We start from the raw sequence: 19,355 nt of genomic DNA, 5'->3' as shown, positions 1-19,355 counted from the left end.
TAATCGTCGTTAAGTCGGTGGGGAGCACCACCGCTTTGTGGCCGCCGGCTGATCGGTCGCTAACGAATGGGTGATCTCGAAACGTACCGCGGGCGGCCGGTCAGGGAGATCGTCGCCGACTCCGTCCCCTGGGCCGACGAGTCGGACGCGTTCGTCTTCCTGATGGGGCCGTACCGGCTGCTTGACCCCGCCTACGTCCTGCCCGGCGAGGAGTACCCGCTCCCCGACGACCCGCTCGCGCCGTCGGCCGACGACGTGCCGGCCGACGCGATCCGGTCGACGCTCCGGGCGATTGCCCGGTCGGTCTCCGAGGCGACGCCGGCGACGGTGTTCATCGCCAGCGACGTGGATATCCCGACGAAGCGGGGGCAGCGACCGCCGGCGTCGACGGCCCGGGGATGGCCGTGATCGACCAGTCCGTCGCGTTCGCGAAGGCGAGCGCCGGCAACGCGTTCGTGTTCACCGACGCCGGGCTCACGACGGGCGCCGGCGCCGAGGCAGGCGCCGTCCCCGAGTACTTCCGGCTCCGCGATCCCGAAGCGCGACGGCGAGACCCGCGGACGTTCTGTGTCTTCTCCGAGGCCGAGTGGCAAACGCCCGCCCAAGAGACGTACGAGCCGGCGTTCAGCAGCGCCTCGATCGACGAGATGGACGACGCCTACAGCCTCCGGTTTCGGTACTTCGTCGACCGTGCGGAGCTCGAAGCGAAGCTCGTCGACTTCGTCGAGTCGTACGTCGTCCCGTTGCAGTAGCAGCGTTGCTCCCGCGTCCCCGACGCCCCGCCACGGCGGTACGGTTAAGCCGTTGTTGGCCGACCGATGGGACAGTGAGCGATCGCAACGACGAACCCGTGGCGGACGAGGAGCCGTCGCCCGCCGACGCGCCGTCGACGCCGGCCGACGGCGACTCCCAAGAGTCGACAGCGGACCCCGGGACACGGAGGCCGACAGCGGACGATGATCCACAGAAGCCGACGAACGGCGAGCCCTCCTCCGTGGCGGCCGCCGCCGGGATCGACGACGACGTGCTCGACACCCCGCGCGAACTGGCGTCGATCGTCCGCGTCCAGTGGATCCTCCGTTCGACGGTCGGTGCGGTCGTGTTCGGCGCGATCGTGGCCGGCGCCACGCTCGCCCTCGGCGCCGGGACTGACGTGGTTCCCGCCGGGCGCTCGACCGCCGTGACTGCGGGGGTCGGCGCGTTCCTCGTCGCCGCGCTCTACGGCGTTCTGAAGGCCGTGCTGCTGTATCGATCGTGGGAGTACGTCGTCCGGGCGGACTCGCTGTCCCTGCGCCGCGGCGTGTTCACCCACGTCCGGACCGTGGTCCCGTACGTCCGCGTCCAGCACATCGACACGACGCGCAGCCCGCTCGAGCGCCTGCTCGGGCTGTCGACGCTCGTGGTGTACACTGCCGGCTCGCGAGGCGCGGACGTAACCATCCCGGGACTGACCCCGAGCGGGCGTCGACGCTGCAGACCCGCCTCGAACGGCTCGCCATCGAGTCCGAGGAGGCCGACGCCGTATGACCGACGGGGGTGATCGATCGGGAGACGAGCGCCTCATCGGCCGCGCGTTCCGCCTGCATCCCCTGTCGATCCCGTACCGCGTCCTCGAACAGGGGCTCGGCCTCGCATTCGTGCTGCTGGTCGTCGGCGCGCCGGCGTTCGGGATGGTCGCAAACAACCTCGGAACGAGCCTGACGGCCGTTCTCGGCGCCGTACTCGTCGTCGGAATTGTGGGCTACGGGGTCGCCTACTACCGGCGCTTCGAGTACGAACTCACGGCCGACACGTTCGACATCCGGTCGGGCGTGTTCGCGAGACGGGATCGGGAGATCCCGCTCCGCCGGATCCAGAACGTCGACATCAGCCAGAACGTCGTCCAGCGCGCGCTCGGCATCGCGGAAGTCCGCCTCGAGACCGCCGGCGGGAGCACCAGCGAAGCCCACCTGAAGTTCGTCAGCGTCACACGGGCGAACCGCCTCCAGCGCGAGATCAGCCGGCTGAGCCGCGACGACGACGCCCAATCCCAGGAGCCCGAATCGTTCGAGACGCTGTTCGAGATCAGCGACCGCGAACTGGGGCTGCTCGCGGTCGTCTCGACCGACCTGCGGATCATCCCGGCGCTGTTTCTCGGCGCGTCGCTGTTTGCCCCGTCGGCGGCGGCGATGTTCGACGCCGAGATGCTACTCTATGGCTACCAGTCGGTCGTCGGGGCGGTGCTCGGCCCGCTGGTAACACTCGCCGGGATCGTCCTGGTCGGCCTACTCTACGGCGTGCTCAACGCGACGCTGTACTACGGGTTCACGCTGCGTGGCGCCGCCGACGAGCTCCGGTACGAGCGCGGGCTGCTCCAGAAGTACAGCGGGACGATCCCCCTGTCGAAGATCCAGTCGCTCACCGTCGAGGAGAACGTCCTCGCCCGGGCGATCGGCTACGCCTCCCTGGAGATCGAGACCGCCGGCCAGAGCGGCGGTGGGGAGGGAAACCAGGGGAGCTCCCAGTCGGCGATCCCGCTCGCGACACGGGACCGCGTGCTCGAACTCACCAACTCGATCGAGCCAGTCGGCGACGTGGACTTCGAGCGGCCGCCGAAACGGGCACGGCAGCGCTACGGGGTGCGCTACGCCGCCGTCGTCGCGATCCTCACCGGGGTGCTGTGGCTCGCCGACGCCGTCGTCGGCCTGCCGTTCGCCTGGTGGCTGGCGCTGGGCGCGTTGGTGCTCGTCCCCCGGCCGCCCACCTGAAGTGGCGCAACCGCGGCTACGCCGTCGGCGAGAACCACGTCCTGACACGGAACGGGTTCTGGGTGCGGCAGACGAAGATCGTCCCCTACTACCGAGTCCAGACCGTGGTGAGTTCGTCGACGGTGTTCCAACGCCGTCGGCGACTCGCCACGGTGACGATCGACACCGCCGGCGCCCGAAGCCTCGTTGGCAACGACGCCAAAGCCGTCGACGTGGACGACGCGACGGCGACACGGCTACGCGAGGAGATCGCCGCGAGCCTGTACACGGCGCTGCGACGGCGTCGCCACGACGCGGGGCGACACGGGCGCCACGGCGGCCGACGGCAGTCGTCCGGCGAACCCGCGGCAGGGGAGTGAGATGCGGGCCGGGGCGCTCGTTCGGAACGGCTCCTGACCGTTCGAAACTGGCCGGACCCGTTCGGGACCATTCGGAACCGATCGGAACACCAGGGGTTCCACTTATCCCGTCGTCGGCACACCACTCGGTAGATGCTGCGAGACGCGACGGTGTTCGAGGACGAGCACCTCCCCAGGGAGATCGTCGGGCGTAACAGCCAGATGAACGAGGTGACCGACGCGCTCGCCCCCGTCGAGAACGGCGTTCGGGCGGAGAACTGCTTCCTCTTCGGCCCGAGCGGCGCCGGCAAGACCACCGTCGCCCGCGCCGCCGTGCGAGAGCTCCGACGCGAAGTGCTCGACGTGCCGACCGCCTACGTCAACTGCTGGAAGGACTACACCCGCAGCAGCGTGCTCGAGCGCGCCGCGAACACGCTCGCCGACGCCGCCGTCCCGAAGAACGCCCCGACGCGGGAGCTGCTCGACACGCTGCAGGACGGTCTCGACGCCCCCAGCGTCATCATCCTCGACGAGGTAGACCAACTGCAGGACTCGGACGTGCTGTACGACCTCCACTCCGTCCCCGGCCTCGCGTGGATCTGCATCGCCAACCGCGAGGTCGACCTGCTCGCGCGGCTGGACGAGCGGGTCCACTCCCGCATCTCCGTGGGCTACCGTGTCCAGTTCGATCGCTACACCGTCGACACCGTCACGGAGATCCTCGACCGCCGGACGGCACAGGGGCTCGAACCGGGCGCCGTCGAGCACGAGACGCTGCGACGGATCGCCGAGCTCGTCGACGGCGACGCGCGGCAGGCGATCACGGCGCTGCGCGTGGCCGCCCGCAAGAGCGAGCGCGAGGGGCTGTCGATGATCCCTCAGCGGCTCGTCGACGACGCCGTCCTCGACGCCGAGGCCGAGGTGCGCCGGAAAACCATCTCGAAGCTCAACGACCACCAACGCGTGCTGTACGAGTGTATCGAGGAGCACGGCCCGCTGATCCAGAAGGCGCTGTACCGCCGCTACCAGCAGGCCCATCCCGACCCGATCACCCTCCGTGCGCTGCGCAAGAACCACCTGCCGAAACTGGAGCACTACAACCTGATCGAGACGGAGCGAAGCGGCGACGGCAAGACCTACCTGCTGTCCTCGTAGGCCTCACGGCCACGCCGGATCGACGCCGACGAGCGCCGCGCTCCGCTCCCAGAGTCGCTCCCGGAGTGCCGGGTCGGTGGCCTCGGGGGCCGGCTCCTCGATCCCGTCGCCGGTCACGTACACCCCCGTCCGCTCGCCGAACGTCCGGTCGGTCACGAGCCGGACGAGCCGGTCGGCGGCCGCCTGCGGCGAGGTGCCGACGCCGGGGACGAGCCCTGCGAGCCGCACCAGCAGCCGTGTCCGCCGGGCGGCGTCGCGGAACAACCCTGTCGACGGGACGAACCCCGGGTGGAAGCTGTTGGCCGTGACGCCACTGTCGGCCGGGAGCCGCGCCGCGAGTTCGAGGGTGAACGCCATCAGCGCGAGCTTCGACCGGGAGTACGCCCGCCGGGCGTCGTACCCGGTCTCGAACTGGAGGTTCTCGAAGTCGAGCGTCGCCCGCCGGTGGAGCTCCGTGCCCGTGGTGACGATCCGGGCCGGCGCCGACGCACGCAGGCTGTCGAGCAGTTCGTGCGTGAGCAGATACGGCGCGAGATAGTTGACCGCGAACGTGCGTTCGATCCCGTCGGCTGTCTCGATCCGGTCGCTGCCCGAGAGGCCGGCGTTGTGGACGAGCGCGTCGATCCGGGCGTACCCGTCGCGGAGTTCGGCCGCGAGCGACCGCACGCGGGCCTGTGTCGCCAGATCCGCCCGGTGGAACCGGATCATCCCCGACGCCGTCGACGACTCGGCGGCGAGGGACTCGCCGGCGGCGCGGTCGCGCCCGACGACCGCGACGGTCCAGCCCGCGGTGGCCAGCGTCGTCGCCGCGATCCGGCCGATGCCGCTGGTGCCGCCGGTGAGCACGACCACGCCCCGGTTCTGGCTCATACGCCATCGTTCGACCGGCGGCGAAGTGAACGTTCGGGACCCGCGCCGGGCGAGAGGGGCACCATCAGCGTCGCTCCGGATCCCGACGACGACGCAGCCGACCGTCACCAGCCCGGTGGGTTCGACGCCGCGGGCGAGGGGACGCCGACCTCCCAAGCCCGTGCAGCGCAGCGACGACGACGCCTGCGGCGAGCCAGATACCCACCTCGGCGTCGATCACGCCGGTCTGGTAGCCGAGCTGGAGCGCCAGCCAGAGCAGCCCCGCGGTCGCGATCGCCCGCCTGCGGCCGTCGGCGAGCGTCAGCGCGCCGAGCAGTCGGACCAGCCCGTGTGGCAGATCGACACCGAGCGCCTGCGTGGGCATCGTGCCGACTTGCGGCGGGGAGTCGGCCGTCGGCGGCCGCCGTGGCGGGGTCGTGTGGGAGCGTCGTGGCGCTCGGCGCTCGCTCGTGACTGCGGGTGGGCCTGTGCGACGGCGCCGGCGGGCGGGCGCGGTCGTCCGACGCCCACGCCGGCGCCGTGGCTGGCCGCTCGTCCGGTGCGATCCACTCGAGGGTGCTCGCTGCGGATGCGTCATCGTACGCTCACTCGCCGCCACACCCCCATCAAGGCTCTCCGGAGGGTTCCGTTCGGTTCTGATCGCCCGGAAATCGACCGGCAGGGTCGCGAAACGAACGGTTCCGGTCGGGTTCCGCGCCGAGGACCGGCGACCGACCCCACCGTGTCCGCTGTTCCTCGGGAAGGATCACCGTGCCAGCGACACGCACGGAATGGACGACGGAGAGCCGTTTCCGGGACAGACTCACCGACACTCGCGTAGCCGGCACAGCTTGCCGGCATCGCTACGGGCCACACCACTGTGTCCGCGGTAGATGGCGCGAGAACGGCGGACATCGTGGTGTGGGTAGGAGCGACGGTCCCAAGCGACGCGGCGGGCACCGGGCGGGGCCGTTCGACGCCCGTACCAGAATTGTCAGGGGCGTCGAGCCCCAATCACTAGCGTGAATCACCCCGGAATCGACCGGCGCGGGCGTCGTCCCGCGCGGTCAGAACGGCAGGTACACCGGGACCTCGACGTGGGGGATTTCGATGCCGAACAGGCTGAGCGAGTGGGCGATCGGCATCCAGCCCATGACGAGGAAGGCGACGCCGAGAGCGCGGTGGAGCCGCTCCCGGTGGCGGTTGCCGATCGTCTGGATCACGGTGCCGTAGAGGAACAGCGTCGGGAACGTCCCCAGCCCCAGCAGCGTGAGCGAGACGGCGCCGACCCCGGGCGACCCCTGGGCGAACGCGTAGAGGAACGCGGGGTAGAGGATCGGACAGGGGAGCAGGCCGTGGACGAGGCCGAGCCCGAAGATCCCCGGGCCGTTGGCCCACTTCTCGACGTGCGCGGTGAGGCGGCCGTAGATCGAACTGAACCAGCTGCCGCCGCCACCGAACAGCCCGTGCCCGCCGAACTGGCCGAGCACGTACCGGGCGCCGACGACGAGGATCAGGACGCCGACGACCAGTCCGGAGACCGCCCGGACCGTGTCGCCGATGGCGGTGACCGTCGACGCGGCGCCGAACACCACCGAGCCGAGCAGGCCGAACAGCGCGCCGATAACGGCGTAACTAACCGTCCGGCCCGCGTTGAACAGCGCGTGTTGCCGCACCTCGTACAGACTGAGCACGTTCTCGCTCCCGCTCTCCATTCTGTCGGCGTACATCGTCACCAGCGGCCCACACATCCCCAGACAGTGGGCGCCCCCGAGCAGCCCGACGACGAGGAACACGACGGTCTCGACTTCGCCGGTCGGCAGCGGCCCGACGTGTGCCGGCGTCGGAATCATCGCGCCCCCCGGCCCGATCGGCCCGTCGACGACAGTCGATCACGGATCACGATGCAGGGCTACGGGCCCCACGGGGTTTTCAGTTCTGGTGTGACTCTCGAACGGCGCCGGGTGATCCGGCCATGACGGCGAGCGCCGACGAGGGCGAGTGTGCCCTCTGTGGCCTCTCGCTCTCGCGGGGTCGCGTCGAGGGCGAGGACGCAGTCTACTGCTGTACTGGCTGTCGGGACGTGCACGACGCCCTCGGCGACGCCGCGGTCGAGGCCGACGACGTGCGCGAGGCGGCCGCCGAGGACACCGCACTCGACGAGGAGCCGCCCGAGGGGTACGAGCGGTCGTACTTCCACGTCAGCGGGATGCACTGCACCACCTGTGAGGCGTTCCTGGAGTCGGTCGCGGGGGCCGAAGAGGGGATCGACGCCGCACAGGCCAGCTACGTCACCGAGACCGTCCGCGTCGATCACGACCCCGAGCAGGTCGACGAGTCGACCGTCCAGGACCAGCTGACGACCGCGGGCTACGTCGCCGACGACCGCGAGGAGGGGACGGCCGGCGCCCACGCCGAGGACACGCTGCTCTGGCGGATCGCCGCGGGCGTGATGCTCGGGATGGCGGTGATGCTCCCGTACTTCATCTACATCTACCCCGTCCACTTCGGGCTCTACCCGCCGTGGATCGAGGAGATGGCCCGCTCTCAGCTCCAGGGGGCGTCGTACTTCTACGTCGTCCTGTTCCTGCTGACCTCGCTGGTGTTGTTTGGCGTCGGGAAGCCGATCCTGCGGGGCGCGATCGTGAGTTTGCGCGCGAGATCGCCGAACATGGACTTGCTGGTGGCGCTCGCGGCCGTCAGCGCGTTCGCCTACAGCACGCTCGCGGCCGCGCTCGGCCGGATCGACATCTACTACGACGTGACCGTCGCGATCGTCGTCGTGGTCACCGCGGGCAACTACTACGAGTCCTCGATCAAGAAGCGCGCGATGGGGCTGCTCTCCGAGCTGGGCGACGAGCAGGTCTCCGAAGCGACGCTGCTCGACCCCGACGGCTCGACGACGACCGTCGACGTGAGCGACCTCACCGAAGGGGACCGCGTGCTTGTCCGGACTGGCGACCGCATCCCCGTCGACGGTACCGTCGTCGACGGGACGGGGACGGTCGACGAGGCGGTCGTCACGGGCGAGTCACTCCCGGTCTCGAAGGAGCACGGCGACCAGGTCGTCGGTGGCTCGGCGCTCTCGGACGGCTCGCTCACCATCGCGGTCGGCGAGGGCGCGACGAGCAGCATCGACCGCGTGACGAACCTGCTCTGGAACCTCCAGAGCGCCAACAGCGGCGTCCAGAAGCTCGCAGACCGGCTGGCCGTGATCTTCGTCCCGACGGTGGTGGTGCTGGCACTCGGCGCCGGAATCACCTACCTCGCCCTCGGCGCCGGGCCGACGCAGGCGGTGCTCATCTCGCTGACCGTGTTGCTCGTCTCCTGTCCCTGTGCGCTGGGGCTCGCGACACCGCTGGCGGTCGCCTCGGGGATCCGAGACGCCATCGAGCGCAGCATCGTCGTGTTCGACGAGACGGTGTTCGAGCGGTTCCGCGGCGTCGACACGGTGGTGTTCGACAAGACGGGCACGCTGACCACGGGCGATCTCGAAGTCACGGAGACAACGGCGCCCGAGAACGCACTCGCGGCGGCGGCCGCGCTCGAACGCCGCTCCTCTCACCCCGTCGCGACGGCTATCGCCGACGCCTTCGACTCCGAGTGGGACGGGGACCCCGTCGAGGCGTTCGAGAGCCACACGAACGGCGTCTCCGGCACCGTCGACGGCGAGTCCATCGTCGTCGGCCACCCCGATCTGTTCGACGAGCGCGGCTGGACCGTCAGTGACGACGTACGCGAGCGGGCGGCGGCGGTCCGCGAACAGGGGAACCTCCCGATCCTCGTCGGCCGCGACGGCGAGTCCGAGGGCGTGATCGTCCTTGGCGACCAGCCCCGAGCGGGCTGGGAAGAGACCGTCACCGGGCTCGCCGACCGCGGCGTCGACGTGGTGCTGCTCACCGGCGACGAGAACGAGGCGACGGCGACGTACCGCGACCACCCGGCGATCGATCAGGTGTTCGCCGGCGTGCCGCCGGAGGGGAAAGCCGAAACCGTGCGCCGGCTCGGCGCCGGCCGGACGCTCGCGATGGTCGGCGACGGCACCAACGACGGCCCCGCGCTGGCCAGCGCCGACCTCGGGATCGCGCTCGGCAGCGGCACCGCCATCGCCGTCGACGCCGCCGACGTGGCGATCATCGACGACGATCTAAGTTCGCTTGAGACCGTGTTCGACCTCTCGAAGGCGACCGGGACGCGCGTCAAACAGAACATCGGCTGGGCGTTCCTCTACAACGCGGTCGCGATCCCGCTGGCGCTCTCGGGGATGCTCAATCCGCTGTTCGCCGCGGTCGCGATGGCCGCCAGCAGCATCCTGGTCGTGACGAACTCCTCGCGCCCGCTGCTCGAGGAGTAGCGGGCCGGCGAGATCGTTTCTCTGTACGGATTTCGCGTAACCGCTCGAACATACCGACTGCGGACAGAAAAGTAGGCCTCAGTTCGCGCTCTCGATCACCGCATCGCCCTCGAGGATGGATCGCCGCGAAACGAGTTCGATCTCCGTCTCGAAGCCCATGGTCGTGCCGCCCTCGATCGCCTCGACGCGGAGCACCACGTCCTGCGGGCTCGCACAGCCGCAGTTGACGAACTCCTCCCACTCCTCGCCGACGGCGACCGGGCCGGCGTGGGCGCGCTGGAGATACTGCAGGTAGGTGCTGTCGTTCATGTTCTCCTGGAGCCAGGCGCTGTCAGCGACCCACCAGGTGCTGTCGTCGTCGGGATCGGCCTCCGGCGACCGGAACGAGAGGACGATCCGGTCGGCCTGGTCCTCGACGCTCGCCGGGTCGATCGTGTCGATCGTGTTTTCGGTCGTTCCCATCAGTCATCAGCCTCCATCGGCGGCGCCTCCGCGGCGGCCGCCGACGGCGCGGGCGTCGACTCGAGCCACTCCTCCGCGTCCAGAGCGGCCATACTGCCCATGCCGGCGGCGGTGACCGCCTGCTGGTACGCACGGTCCATTACGTCGCCCGCCGCAAAGACTCCCTCGGCCGCCGTCGCCGTGGTGGCCCACGAGTCGGCGTCGGTCGTCCGGACGTAGCCATCCGAATCGAGTTCGACCGGCGTGTCCTGCAGGAACGCCGTGTTGGGCTCGTGGCCGATGGCGTAGAACACGCCGCCCACGTCGACCTCCTCGACGGTCACGTCCTCGCCGTTCTCGTAGCGCTCGCTGGGGTACCCCTCGGGATGGGAGACCAGCCTCGCACCGGTCACGCCGGCCTCCTGGGAGCCGTCGATGGCCAGCAGTTCGGTGTTCCAGGCGAACTCGATGTCCGCGTGCTCGCGGGCCCGGTCGGCCATGATCTCCGAGGCCCGGAGTTCCTCGCGGCGGTGGACGACCGTGACGCTGTCGGCGAACTTCGCGAGGAACAGCGCCTCCTCCATGGCGCTGTCGCCGCCGCCGATGACGAGCACGTCGTCGCCGCGGTGGAAGGCGCCGTCACAGGTGGCACAGGTCGAGAGCCCGTACCCCATCAGCTCCTCCTCGCCGTCGGCGCCGACCCAGCGGGCGCTCGCGCCGGTCGCGACGATCAGCGCCCGCGTCCGGATCGTCTCACCCGTCGAGAGCGAGAGTTCGAGCGGCCGCTCCTCCACCTCGGCCGCTTCAATGCTGCCGTGCTGGAACTCGGCGCCGAAGCGCTCGGCCTGCTCTTTCCCGCGCTGGATCAGCTCCATCCCCCGACGCCCTCGGGGAAACCGAGGAAGTTCTCCACGTCGGTCGTGAGCGTCAGCTGGCCGCCCGGCTCGTCGCCCTCGAGGACGAGCGGGTCGAGGTCGGCGCGGGCCGCGTAGACGGCCGCCGAGAGACCGGCGACGCCGGAGCCGGCGATGACGAGCGATCGCGTGTCCCCAGCCATTTATTCGGCGTAGCGCTCGATCAGCGAGCGAAGCTGGTCCTCACCCTGGACGCCGACGATCTCCTCGACCTGCTCGCCGTCGGCGAACAGGACGAGCGTGGGGACGCCGCGGACGCCGTAGGAGCTGGCCAGCATCTGGTTCGCGTCCACGTCGACTTTCGCCACGGCCGCGGGCGTCTCCTCGGCCAGCGATTCGACGACCGGCTCGAGCATCTGACACGGGCCACACCAGTCCGCATAGAAGTCCGTGAGGACCACGTCGTTCTCGGCGACGATCTCGTCGAGGTCCGCCTCGCCGTCGACGTAGACTGGCTCGGTGGGCGTGTCGGTGCTTCCGTCCGCTGTAGAGTCAACTGACATCACGCTACCGTAGGCGACCTACAGTTGTTAAGGGTTGTGGGCTAATCGTACAATACAGCGATGCCGCGGGCACCGTACAAAAAGCAAAGACGGTATTTCCTTCGCCCGTGAAGAGTCGCGCATGGCTCCCGACCGTGAGTGCCCCGACTGCGGCGAACCGCTGGAAGCAATGACGCTACAGGGATCAAGCGCGCTCGGTGACGTGATGCTCGTCTCCGAGGGCGACGACGACGGCCTGCTCGGCGGGCTCCGTGCGAACGAGATCCTGAAGCCAGTGCCGTACGTCTGCCCAGCGTGTCGACGGACGCTGTTCTACGCGGAGGCGTAACGCAGCAGTAAACGAGTCCGGGGCGTTAGCTTTCGGCGGACTGCGATGGCGTGTACGACTGCTCGTACTTGTTCTCGAACTGCTGGATGAGCTGGCCCATCTTGGCGTACCAGTCGTTGAGGATCCGCTGCATGTCGTCGGCGATCTTCGTGGGGTCGGTCGGGTAGTAGACGTGGTAGTAGCCGCCCTGGTCGTAGTTGATCTGCTCCTTCTGGATGAACCCGGTTTTGAGCAGGCGCTGGACCGCTCGGTACGCAGTCGAGCGTTCGCGATCGACCCGGTCGGCGATCTCGTCGACCGTCAGCGGCTCGCTCGAATCGACGAGCGCCTCGAAGCACTCCCGATCGAGCTGCTTCAGCCCGTGGAAACACTCGAGCAGTCCCTCACACACCATATCCCGCTGCAGTTGTTCGGCCATTGCGTCCGGCATTAGTAGTTGGCCTACCACACTAGCGCCTAAAAGACTTGTGCGTGGGTTGTACAATCTTCCGACGGAGAACACGGCCGCCGCTCAGCGCTCGAACGGGGCGGTGTCACACAAAAAGGCAGCAGCGGTCGTCGGCGCGAGGCGTTCGAACGGCGTGTCGTTAGTGTGTGACGCTCGTCGTCGAGTCAGCCTCGGCCCGGAGCGCCCGAATGGAGCTGACCACGACGGCGCCGGCGACCAGCGTCGCGGCGCCGAGGATCACGACGAGGGAGACCGTCTGGAGCACCGGAATGTCCATGAAGTTCCCGATCTTCCGCAGGGCGACGGCGATCGCACCCAGCAGAAGCATCACGCCGAAGTACACCTTGATCTCGTCCTCGTCGACGAGGCTGGTCGCCGCGGCACCGATGCGGGCGCCACCAGCACTCCCCGCCAGCAGCGGGACGACGATCGAGAGGTTCACCGCGCCGTCCATCGCGTAGAGGAAGCTCCCGATCCCGCCCGAGAACACGATCTCGAACAGGTCGGTCCCGACCGCGATCGGGACGGGCACGCCGATCAGGTAGAACAGCGCGGGCATGCGGATGAAGCCGCCACCCACGCCGAGGAACCCTGAGAGCAGCCCCGTCGCGAACGCGACGAGGAGGATCATCCACAGCGAGACCTGGATCCCGCCACGGAGCTTCATCATCGGCGGGATGCGGTAGGACTGGATCTTCTTCGCGATATCCGGAATGTCGTCCGCGTTGATCTCGCCGTCAGCCTCGTCGTGATCGGGGCTGAGGCCACCGCCGTCGCCGCCTTTGACGGCATTGTAGGTGATGAACACGCCGATCCCGCCCAGCAGCAGGACGTAGATGACGCTCACGACCGTGTCAGCTTGGCCGATCGACTGAAGGTAGTGGAGGCCGATCTTCCCCACCTCGATCCCGCCGGTCGTGCCCGCGATCATCAGTACCCCGAGCTTGTAGTCGACCTGCCCGAGGTCACGGTGTTTCAGTGTCGCGATCACGGAGGTCGCGAACACGAACGCCAGTCCGGACGCGACTGCCACGTCGGTTTTGTACCCCATCACCATCAGCGCCGGCGTAACGAGGAACGACCCCCCATTCCGAAGAACCCGAACAGGAGGCCGATCAGCACACCGAAACCGGCGAACAGCGCCAGCAGCGCGACGGAAACGCCGAATAGTTCCATCATTATTTACCACCTATCGCGTCGATGAGCGTCGGGCCCACCACCCGCTCCAGCAGCCCGTAGCCCACGTACAGGATGATTGCTTCGAGTAGTACGACTCCGATGACGAGCAGGGCGCCGCTGATGCCCGTGGCACCCTCAAGCCCGAACATTGTTCGACACCTCGTGCGGTATTGTCTTGATCATGGATTACTGCTCATTCCCCGCTAATCCGCTACGGCATATAACGGTTGTGGGATGGAGATGCAATATTACTGCGGTGGATGCCACGGCTAACAGACGCGGATATACCGATAAGTTATCCGAATACCGGGGGTCTCGAGAGGGGGCTGAATAGAGGGGAAAACACGGGGTTCGAGGCTCGCGCGCGGCGGGGTATCGAACCGCTCCGATGGGCGACTTGTCGGGAGGCAAATCACTATATCCCTGTGGCACCAATATTGAACTATGCGTGCAATATATGCGACAGACCTCTCGGCAGCGAGTCGGGCGACGATCGAGAACGAGACCTGTCTGGACTGCCTCGAACGGATCGGCGTCGACGAGGTCCATCTGCTGACGGTCGTCCCCTCGAACGTCCACGCGGGGATGCCCGGGATGAACCTCGAACAGCGACGCGAGCGTGGGCTCAAGGAGTACCAGTCGGTGATGGAGGAAGCGGGGTTCGACGTCGAAACACACATCGTGCGCGGGACGCCCCACCGTCGTATCAACGGCGTCGCCGAGACCGTTCGGGCGGACATGACGATCATCGGCTCGCGGGGACAGAGCCCGCTCGAGAACCGCGTGATCGGGTCGACCGCACGGAACCTCGCGCGGACGACGGTCGTGCCGCTACTGGTCAACCGTATCGAACGCGAGGCCGAGGAGCCCGAGATGTTCCGTGAGCACCTGTTCCAGCGGATGCTCTACGCGACTGACTTCTCGGAGAACGCCGAGCGCGCCTTTGACGCGTTCAACTACCTCCGGCACGCGACCGAAGAGGCGACGCTCGTCCACGTACAGTCGCCGAAAGAGGAGCTCGAGCTCGATCCGCAGTCGGAGCTCGACGAACTCGCCGACACCCTCGAACAGTGGGACATCGACACCCGGACCGTCATCCGCGACGGCGATCCGTCCGAGGAGATCCTCGACGTCGAGGAATCGGTCAAACCGACGACGACGCTGATCGGCTCACGCGGTCGGAGTCGGCTCCGACGGCTGATGCTCGGCAGTGTCTCCGAAGATATCGTCGCCGGCGCGAAAGGGAACGTGTATCTCGTCCCGCCCGCGCGGACGGCGGGCTACAACCTGCTCTAAGGGTGGGTACCTACGGCAGCGGCAACACCACCACCGCGCCGTAGCCGAGGACGAACGCGAGGACGAACGATCCCGCCCAGGCGGCGACGGTCACCCCCAATTTTCGTGCGTCGACGGCCTCACCGCCACCGACGGCCGCGCCGCTGCCGATGATCGCGCTGACGACGATCTCGTTGAACGAGACCGGAACGCCCAGCAGCACGGCCACCTGTGCGATGAGGAACGACGGTACGAGCGCCGCGATCGAGCGTCGCGGCCCCAGCGAGGAGTAGTCCTGCGCGAGGGACTTGATCATCCGGGGCGCGCCGGTCCACGAACCCACGAGGATCCCCAGTCCACCGCCCGCGAGGACGGCGATCGGGGGATCACCCCCACGTCGTCGAGCAGGGGCATCAGCGGGCCGACCGCGAGGCCGACCTGGCTCCCGCCCGCGGAGAAGGCCACCAGCGACCCCAACGCGAGCAGGAACCGACGGAGGCCGCCTGCCTCGTCGCGCCGCACGTCCCACCCGACGAGGCCACCGACGCCGGCGGCCGCCACGAGCGTGATACCGACCGTGACGGGGAGACCAGTAACGCCGAGGGATCGCCCGACCGCGCCGGTGATCGATCCCGCAGTGCCGTTTGGCCCGAGCATGGTGAAGTTGACGTTGGCGAGGACGGCGCCGACGAGCGCTCCCAGGAGGGGGATACTGTACACCTCCGGCACCCCCTCCCGCGGCAGGAGGCTCGCGATACCGTAGGCGACACCGCCGCCGATGAAGGGGGTCAGCACCCAGACGGCGCCGACCTGCAGGTACTTCGGCCAGACGGGGCTGCCGCCGATCGCGAGCCCGACGCCGATGACCGATCCGGTGACGGTGAACGCCGTCGCGATGGGGTAACCGGTTTTGATACCGATGGCCATGAGGCCGGCCCCGATCAGGAGGACGAGGATGACGCCGCTGGCCGGTAGGCTGACGCCGCCGATCAGTCCACTCCCGATCGCTTCTGAAACGTTCGCACCCTGCGTCACGGCGCCCGCGAGCCCGAGGATACCGACGATGAAGGCGGCACGCATCGTCGAGATGGCGTTGGCACCGACCGCCGGCGCGAACGGAGTCGCACCGCTCGAGCCGGCGCCGATGACCCACGCCATGAACAGACTCGCGAGCCCGGCGACGAGGAATAGCGCAACTGTAGCTAGTTCCATTTGAGTAGCTAAAACGGATGAGGGGTTAAAAGGGTGAAACGTTAGTCCGCGCCCGCGAAGGCGGCCTCGGTGTCGGTGGACTGGCTCCGCCAGTACCCCTGGACGTAGGCGCCGAGGAACATCCCGGCGAGCGCCCAGAGGATCGTGACGTTGCCAGTGCCGAGGCTCGCGTAGGCCGCACCCGGGCAGATCCCGGAGAGCCCCCAGCCGACGCCGAAGACGGCGCCGCCGACGAGGACGTTCCGGTCGAACGGCTTCAGGCGGCGTTCGTACGGGTTGCCCGTCAGCGGCGCGGCGTCGCGGATCCGGGGCATCAGCGCGAAGGCGATCCCGGAGACGATCGCGGCGCCGAACATGACGAACGGGAGCCCGAGGTCGTCGAACTGCAGGAAGTTCAGCACGACCTCCGGCCGGGCCATGTGGCTGAAGCCGAGCCCGAACCCGAACACCAGGCCGCCGACGAACACCAGCGGCTTGAACAGTGGGTGTCGCTCGGTCATGGGCTCACCCCCAGGGCGGCGACGACTTGTGCCGTCCCGATCGCCACGGTCAGGAACGTTGCGACGCCGGCGAGCGACGTCTTCGACGCCGAGCCGACGCCACACACGCCGTGGCCGGACGTGCAGCCCTTGCCGATTCGGGTGCCGATCCCGACGAGGATCCCCCCGAAGAACAGCCGCCAGGGCTGGACATCAGTCGTCCAGAGCGTCACGCCGGCGACCTCGTAGAGCTGCCCGGTCGACCCCGCTTGGTACAGCGAGCTCGAGACGACGCCGGACTGGACCGTCGCGGCGAACACGAACGCGCCCAGGATGATCCCGGCTGTGAACACGAGCCGCCAGTCCCGCGAGGCGACGTACTGCTGGAACCGCGACTGGCTCGAGACGTACGACAGCGTCGACTCGAGGAACGTGCTCGCCCCGGCGGGGATCCCCGTTCCGATGTAGATCAGGACGGTTCCGAGCCCGACGAGCAGGCCCCCGACGGCGTACCGACTGATCCCGTTCGGGAACAGCTCGGAAGCCAACTGGAGCGGGACTGGATCAGCGACCATCGACGGAGTTAGTCACCCGCGAGCGACTCCTGGCTCGCGGCGCAGTTGTTCGGGCCGAGCTCGAGGGTGAACGCCTCGTCGTCGTCGACGGCCTTCTGGCCGAGGTTCGTCGCGATGATGTCCTCGTAGTTGGCCGGACGGGGCGGCATGTCCGAGAGGATGAGCTCGACGAACTCGTCTTCGTCCATGGTCAGCGCGTCCATCTCCTCCACCAGCTGGCCGATGGGCGCCGTGTAGGTGCCGTCGTCGGCCGACTCGGCCGCGTCGCTGAAGTGGGCGCCGCCGATCAGCGTGTCGTCGGGCAGCGTCAGCACGCGCTCCTGCAGGGACTCGTACAGCATGCGCGCCGCGTCGGGCGCGCCGTCGTCGCCCTCCTCGAGGTCGGGGCGGGCGACGCTCTCGATGAACAGCCCGTCACCCGTCGCGAGCAGGCTGTCGTCGACGAGGTAGGAGGTCATCCCGGTCGTGTGCCCGGGCGTGTACACCGTCTCGATGGTGGCGTCGCCGACCTCGAACGTGTCGCCGTCGGCGGCGGTCGTCAGCTCGTCGGCGTAGGTGACGCCGCGGTCGACGGCCGCCTCGGGGATGACGCCCTCGACGCCTTCCTCGTCCAGCGCGCGGACGCCGGAGATGTGGTCGGCGTGGATGTGGGTGTCGATCGCGTACTGCAGGTCGACGCCGAGCTCCTCGGCGTCGTCGAGGTAGCGGTCGGTGAACGCCCGCAGCGGGTCGATGATGGCGGCCTCATCGTCGTCGTAGACGAGGTAGCCGAGACAGCCCGAGGAGGGGCGCTGATACTGCAGCAGCGTGCCGGCGCCGTCGTAGTCCTCGACCTCGACGGTCTCGTAGATGCGCGCCCAGCCGTTCATGCCGTCCTCGAGCTGGTTGACATCGTAGTCCCGCTTGGACAGTTCGGCCGCGACGTACTCGCTGGAGCCGCCCTTCGCACAGAGCACGGTGACCTCGCGGTCGTCGGGCACCTGATCGAGCACGTCCTCGTCGATCTCGTCCTCGAGGAACTCGAAGTAGGGGATGTTGATCGACTCGACGGTCTCGCCGTCGATGCGCCATTCCTCGTACTCGGACTCCATCCGAGTGTCGAGCAGCGTGACGGATTCGCCGTTGTCGATGCGGTCCTTCAGCGTTTCCGGCGCGATCGAGTCGACCTCGACGTCCGGAGTCGGGAAGTCATCAGCGTCCATGTACACTCCATCGTATTAGGGCGGTTCACAAAAAGGTTTGCATAATAATCCACAGAATGTGCAATACCACCAGGCGATCGAACGCCGGGTAACGCTCGCTCACACGCGTAACAAACTATCTACAAATCGCTATCTCACCGCTGTATTGCGGTCGTTTTCCGAATCGGTATGCTTTTACACAAGGGTTTGGTATTGTGGGTTAGCTCCAATACAGAACAACGGAGCAGATCAACAATGAGTTCGCAATTCGATATCACGGAGACGCTCGACGTGAAAGGTGCATCGTGTCCCATGCCGGTCGTGAAGACGAAGTCCGCCATCGACGACCTCGCAGAGGGCGAGGTTCTCGAAGTCGTCGCGACGGACTCCGGCAGCATGAGCGACATCGAGGGCTGGGCCGACAGCACGGGCGGCGTTGAACTGCTCGACCAGGTCGAGGACGACGACGTGTTCAAGCACTACGTCCGCAAGACGGAGTAACTATGAGTACGGATACGCCCGAGGCGTCGGCGGACAACGCGCCCTCGCGTGCGGAACTCGCCGCCCGCGTCGAGGAGCTCGAGGAGGAGCTCGCCGACGTGTCAGCCGAGGTCGGCGACGACAACAAGAAGATGTCCATCATCTCGACGAAAGGGACCCTGGACATGGCCTACCCGCCCCTGATCCTGGCGAGTACGGCCGCCGCCTTCGGCTACGAGGTCACCGTCTTCCACACGTTCTGGGGACTGGATATCCTCCACGAGGAGCGTTCGAAGGACCTCAAGCTCAGTTCGGTCGGCAACCCCAACATGCCGGTGCCGAACGTCGTGGGTGCGATCCCCGGCATGGACCGCATGACCACGAAGATGATGGAGAAGAAGATCGAGGACAACGAGACCGCCTCGATCGAGGAGCTCATCGAGACCTCACTCGACATGGGCGTCGAGTTCCAGGCCTGTCAGATGACCATCGAGCTGATGGGCTACGACGAGGAGAAGTTCTACGACGGTGTCACCACCGGCGTCGGCGCCGCCACGGCCATTCAGGACATGGCCGAGGCCGACATCCAGCTCCTCGTCTGATGGGCAACGTACCCGCTCGGCCGGCAACGAAGGTGATCGACGCGCTCGCCGATCACGTGGGCGTCGACCCAACGGCACTCACGCCGCCGCTCGCGGCAGCCGTCGATCCGGACGCGCTTAACGCGCTCGTCGAACGCGCTGACACCGCCGACGCGGTCGCGGTCAGCTTCGACTACGAAGGTCACGAGGTCGTCGTCCGGGGCGACGGGCGCGCCGCTGTCCAGTAGTTTTCTGCATCGCTACCGAGCGACACAGCCGTCGCGAGTTACACACAGAAGGCGCCGTTGGCGCCGAC

At 68.0% G+C, this 19,355-nt stretch carries 21 protein-coding genes and 4 pseudogenes; 12 read left to right on the top strand and 13 right to left on the bottom strand.

All coding sequences use genetic code 11. The features are described 5' to 3' along the window. Positions 1-66: 66 nt before the first annotated feature. From SY89_RS17845 to SY89_RS14765, 6 genes and pseudogenes are all read left to right on the top strand, one after another. On the top strand, positions 67-408 hold the full coding sequence (locus SY89_RS17845) for a hypothetical protein (RefSeq protein WP_204374479.1): 342 nt from the start codon (positions 67-69) through the stop codon (positions 406-408). After that, positions 399-752, top strand: a complete 354-nt coding sequence (locus tag SY89_RS17840; RefSeq protein WP_204374478.1) for a DUF7509 family protein — start codon at positions 399-401, stop codon at positions 750-752. The genes SY89_RS17845 and SY89_RS17840 overlap by 10 nt, the downstream gene beginning before the upstream one ends. A 293-nt stretch (positions 753-1,045) precedes the next feature. Beyond that, a pseudogene (locus SY89_RS14775) lies at positions 1,046-1,527 on the top strand (PH domain-containing protein). Next, positions 1,524-2,747 (top strand): PH domain-containing protein, encoded by a 1,224-nt coding sequence (locus SY89_RS14770; protein WP_189319214.1) that lies wholly within the window; start codon positions 1,524-1,526, stop codon positions 2,745-2,747. Before SY89_RS14775 ends, SY89_RS14770 begins: the two are co-directional and overlap by 4 nt. Beyond that, the gene (locus tag SY89_RS17490) at positions 2,699-3,106 is read left to right on the top strand and encodes a PH domain-containing protein (RefSeq protein WP_189319213.1); all 408 of its coding nucleotides are present in this window, start codon (positions 2,699-2,701) and stop codon (positions 3,104-3,106) included. Before SY89_RS14770 ends, SY89_RS17490 begins: the two co-directional genes overlap by 49 nt. A 132-nt stretch (positions 3,107-3,238) precedes the next feature. Then, positions 3,239-4,240 (top strand): Cdc6/Cdc18 family protein, encoded by a 1,002-nt coding sequence (locus tag SY89_RS14765; RefSeq protein WP_054584918.1) that lies wholly within the window; start codon positions 3,239-3,241, stop codon positions 4,238-4,240. A gap of 3 nt (positions 4,241-4,243) precedes the next feature. Here the strand turns inward: SY89_RS14765 and SY89_RS14760 are convergent, their stop codons facing one another. From SY89_RS14760 to SY89_RS14750, 3 genes are all read right to left on the bottom strand, one after another. Then, positions 4,244-5,110, bottom strand: coding sequence for an SDR family NAD(P)-dependent oxidoreductase (locus SY89_RS14760; RefSeq protein ID WP_054584917.1), 867 nt, complete (start codon positions 5,108-5,110; stop codon positions 4,244-4,246). A gap of 64 nt (positions 5,111-5,174) precedes the next feature. Beyond that, positions 5,175-5,474: a hypothetical protein gene (locus SY89_RS14755; protein WP_054584916.1), complete on the bottom strand. Its 300-nt coding sequence runs from the start codon at positions 5,472-5,474 to the stop codon at positions 5,175-5,177. Positions 5,475-6,156: 682 nt separating this feature from the next. Then, complete coding sequence (locus SY89_RS14750; RefSeq protein ID WP_054584915.1) at positions 6,157-6,942, bottom strand: sulfite exporter TauE/SafE family protein; 786 nt, start codon at positions 6,940-6,942, stop codon at positions 6,157-6,159. A 122-nt stretch (positions 6,943-7,064) separates the two neighbouring features. Here SY89_RS14750 and SY89_RS14745 point away from each other — a divergent pair, with 122 nt between their 5' ends. Next, complete coding sequence (locus SY89_RS14745) at positions 7,065-9,443, top strand: heavy metal translocating P-type ATPase (RefSeq protein ID WP_054584914.1); 2,379 nt, start codon at positions 7,065-7,067, stop codon at positions 9,441-9,443. Between the two features lie 78 nt (positions 9,444-9,521). On the opposite strand, the gene SY89_RS14740 is transcribed toward SY89_RS14745, so the two are convergent. From SY89_RS14740 to trxA, 3 genes and pseudogenes are all read right to left on the bottom strand, one after another. After that, a complete protein-coding gene (locus tag SY89_RS14740) occupies positions 9,522-9,905 on the bottom strand; it encodes a hypothetical protein (RefSeq protein WP_054584913.1) in 384 nt (127 codons plus the stop codon). Further along, positions 9,905-10,941 (bottom strand): annotated as a pseudogene (locus tag SY89_RS14735) (NAD(P)/FAD-dependent oxidoreductase). Before SY89_RS14735 ends, SY89_RS14740 begins: the two are co-directional and overlap by 1 nt. Further along, positions 10,942-11,301 carry a thioredoxin gene (gene trxA, locus SY89_RS14730; RefSeq protein ID WP_054584912.1) on the bottom strand — a complete coding sequence of 120 codons (360 nt, stop codon included), beginning with the start codon at positions 11,299-11,301 and terminating at the stop codon, positions 10,942-10,944. A gap of 121 nt (positions 11,302-11,422) precedes the next feature. Between trxA and SY89_RS14725 the strand changes: the two genes are divergently transcribed. Beyond that, positions 11,423-11,629 carry a hypothetical protein gene (locus SY89_RS14725; protein ID WP_054584911.1) on the top strand — a complete coding sequence of 69 codons (207 nt, stop codon included), beginning with the start codon at positions 11,423-11,425 and terminating at the stop codon, positions 11,627-11,629. A 25-nt stretch (positions 11,630-11,654) separates the two neighbouring features. Here SY89_RS14725 and SY89_RS14720 read toward each other — a convergent pair whose 3' ends face one another. The 3 genes and pseudogenes from SY89_RS14720 to SY89_RS17485 all read right to left on the bottom strand — a co-directional run bounded on the left by SY89_RS14720 (position 11,655) and on the right by SY89_RS17485 (position 13,405). Next, complete coding sequence (locus SY89_RS14720) at positions 11,655-12,059, bottom strand: helix-turn-helix domain-containing protein (protein ID WP_054584910.1); 405 nt, start codon at positions 12,057-12,059, stop codon at positions 11,655-11,657. A gap of 157 nt (positions 12,060-12,216) precedes the next feature. Continuing rightward, positions 12,217-13,253 (bottom strand): annotated as a pseudogene (locus SY89_RS14715) (sulfite exporter TauE/SafE family protein). A gap of 2 nt (positions 13,254-13,255) precedes the next feature. Beyond that, positions 13,256-13,405 (bottom strand): DUF7512 family protein, encoded by a 150-nt coding sequence (locus tag SY89_RS17485; protein WP_189319212.1) that lies wholly within the window; start codon positions 13,403-13,405, stop codon positions 13,256-13,258. A 295-nt stretch (positions 13,406-13,700) separates the two neighbouring features. On the opposite strand from SY89_RS17485, the gene SY89_RS14710 reads away from it, so the two are divergent. After that, positions 13,701-14,552 carry a universal stress protein gene (locus SY89_RS14710; protein ID WP_054584909.1) on the top strand — a complete coding sequence of 284 codons (852 nt, stop codon included), beginning with the start codon at positions 13,701-13,703 and terminating at the stop codon, positions 14,550-14,552. A gap of 10 nt (positions 14,553-14,562) precedes the next feature. On the opposite strand, the pseudogene SY89_RS14705 reads toward SY89_RS14710, so the two are convergent. The 4 genes and pseudogenes from SY89_RS14705 to SY89_RS14690 all read right to left on the bottom strand — a co-directional run bounded on the left by SY89_RS14705 (position 14,563) and on the right by SY89_RS14690 (position 17,999). Then, positions 14,563-15,743 (bottom strand): annotated as a pseudogene (locus SY89_RS14705) (anion permease). 41 nt (positions 15,744-15,784) lie between these two features. Continuing rightward, on the bottom strand, positions 15,785-16,243 hold the full coding sequence (locus tag SY89_RS14700) for a YeeE/YedE family protein (protein WP_054584908.1): 459 nt from the start codon (positions 16,241-16,243) through the stop codon (positions 15,785-15,787). Further along, positions 16,240-16,797 carry a YeeE/YedE family protein gene (locus SY89_RS14695; RefSeq protein WP_054584907.1) on the bottom strand — a complete coding sequence of 186 codons (558 nt, stop codon included), beginning with the start codon at positions 16,795-16,797 and terminating at the stop codon, positions 16,240-16,242. The genes SY89_RS14700 and SY89_RS14695 overlap by 4 nt, the downstream gene beginning before the upstream one ends. 8 nt (positions 16,798-16,805) lie before the next feature. Then, positions 16,806-17,999 (bottom strand): MBL fold metallo-hydrolase, encoded by a 1,194-nt coding sequence (locus SY89_RS14690; protein WP_054585022.1) that lies wholly within the window; start codon positions 17,997-17,999, stop codon positions 16,806-16,808. 234 nt (positions 18,000-18,233) lie between these two features. On the opposite strand from SY89_RS14690, the gene SY89_RS14685 reads away from it, so the two are divergent. Genes SY89_RS14685 through SY89_RS14675 form a run of 3 tightly spaced genes read left to right on the top strand, consistent with a single transcriptional unit; the run spans position 18,234 to position 19,287 of the window. Next, the gene (locus SY89_RS14685) at positions 18,234-18,479 is read left to right on the top strand and encodes a sulfurtransferase TusA family protein (protein ID WP_054584906.1); all 246 of its coding nucleotides are present in this window, start codon (positions 18,234-18,236) and stop codon (positions 18,477-18,479) included. A gap of 2 nt (positions 18,480-18,481) precedes the next feature. Then, entirely contained in the window at positions 18,482-19,060 is a 579-nt protein-coding gene (locus SY89_RS14680) for a DsrE/DsrF/DrsH-like family protein (protein ID WP_054584905.1), read from the top strand. After that, positions 19,060-19,287 (top strand): HalOD1 output domain-containing protein, encoded by a 228-nt coding sequence (locus SY89_RS14675; RefSeq protein ID WP_054584904.1) that lies wholly within the window; start codon positions 19,060-19,062, stop codon positions 19,285-19,287. The genes SY89_RS14680 and SY89_RS14675 overlap by 1 nt, the downstream gene beginning before the upstream one ends. The last annotated feature ends 68 nt before the right edge of the window (positions 19,288-19,355 follow it).

The sequence above is a fragment of the Halolamina pelagica genome (assembly GCF_001307315.1).
Taxonomy (GTDB): domain Archaea; phylum Halobacteriota; class Halobacteria; order Halobacteriales; family Haloferacaceae; genus Halolamina; species Halolamina pelagica_B.
The sequence above is the reverse complement of the archived record's forward strand: the minus strand, read 5'-3'. Positions and strand labels throughout refer to the sequence as shown.

Coding starts and splice junctions, on each gene's coding strand:
- SY89_RS14680 (WP_054584905.1), top strand. CDS start 18,482: ATGAGTACGGATACGCCCGAGGCGTCGGCGGACAACGCGCCCTCGCGT.
- SY89_RS17485 (WP_189319212.1), bottom strand. CDS start 13,405: ATGTTCGGGCTTGAGGGTGCCACGGGCATCAGCGGCGCCCTGCTCGTC.
- SY89_RS14750 (WP_054584915.1), bottom strand. CDS start 6,942: ATGATTCCGACGCCGGCACACGTCGGGCCGCTGCCGACCGGCGAAGTC.
- SY89_RS14725 (WP_054584911.1), top strand. CDS start 11,423: ATGGCTCCCGACCGTGAGTGCCCCGACTGCGGCGAACCGCTGGAAGCA.
- SY89_RS14770 (WP_189319214.1), top strand. CDS start 1,524: ATGACCGACGGGGGTGATCGATCGGGAGACGAGCGCCTCATCGGCCGC.
- SY89_RS14695 (WP_054584907.1), bottom strand. CDS start 16,797: ATGGTCGCTGATCCAGTCCCGCTCCAGTTGGCTTCCGAGCTGTTCCCG.
- SY89_RS14700 (WP_054584908.1), bottom strand. CDS start 16,243: ATGACCGAGCGACACCCACTGTTCAAGCCGCTGGTGTTCGTCGGCGGC.
- SY89_RS14760 (WP_054584917.1), bottom strand. CDS start 5,110: ATGAGCCAGAACCGGGGCGTGGTCGTGCTCACCGGCGGCACCAGCGGC.
- SY89_RS14765 (WP_054584918.1), top strand. CDS start 3,239: ATGCTGCGAGACGCGACGGTGTTCGAGGACGAGCACCTCCCCAGGGAG.
- SY89_RS17845 (WP_204374479.1), top strand. CDS start 67: ATGGGTGATCTCGAAACGTACCGCGGGCGGCCGGTCAGGGAGATCGTC.
- SY89_RS14720 (WP_054584910.1), bottom strand. CDS start 12,059: ATGCCGGACGCAATGGCCGAACAACTGCAGCGGGATATGGTGTGTGAG.
- SY89_RS14740 (WP_054584913.1), bottom strand. CDS start 9,905: ATGGGAACGACCGAAAACACGATCGACACGATCGACCCGGCGAGCGTC.
- trxA (WP_054584912.1), bottom strand. CDS start 11,301: ATGTCAGTTGACTCTACAGCGGACGGAAGCACCGACACGCCCACCGAG.
- SY89_RS14685 (WP_054584906.1), top strand. CDS start 18,234: ATGAGTTCGCAATTCGATATCACGGAGACGCTCGACGTGAAAGGTGCA.
- SY89_RS14755 (WP_054584916.1), bottom strand. CDS start 5,474: ATGCCCACGCAGGCGCTCGGTGTCGATCTGCCACACGGGCTGGTCCGA.
- SY89_RS17840 (WP_204374478.1), top strand. CDS start 399: ATGGCCGTGATCGACCAGTCCGTCGCGTTCGCGAAGGCGAGCGCCGGC.
- SY89_RS14745 (WP_054584914.1), top strand. CDS start 7,065: ATGACGGCGAGCGCCGACGAGGGCGAGTGTGCCCTCTGTGGCCTCTCG.
- SY89_RS14690 (WP_054585022.1), bottom strand. CDS start 17,999: ATGGACGCTGATGACTTCCCGACTCCGGACGTCGAGGTCGACTCGATC.
- SY89_RS14675 (WP_054584904.1), top strand. CDS start 19,060: ATGGGCAACGTACCCGCTCGGCCGGCAACGAAGGTGATCGACGCGCTC.
- SY89_RS14710 (WP_054584909.1), top strand. CDS start 13,701: ATGCGTGCAATATATGCGACAGACCTCTCGGCAGCGAGTCGGGCGACG.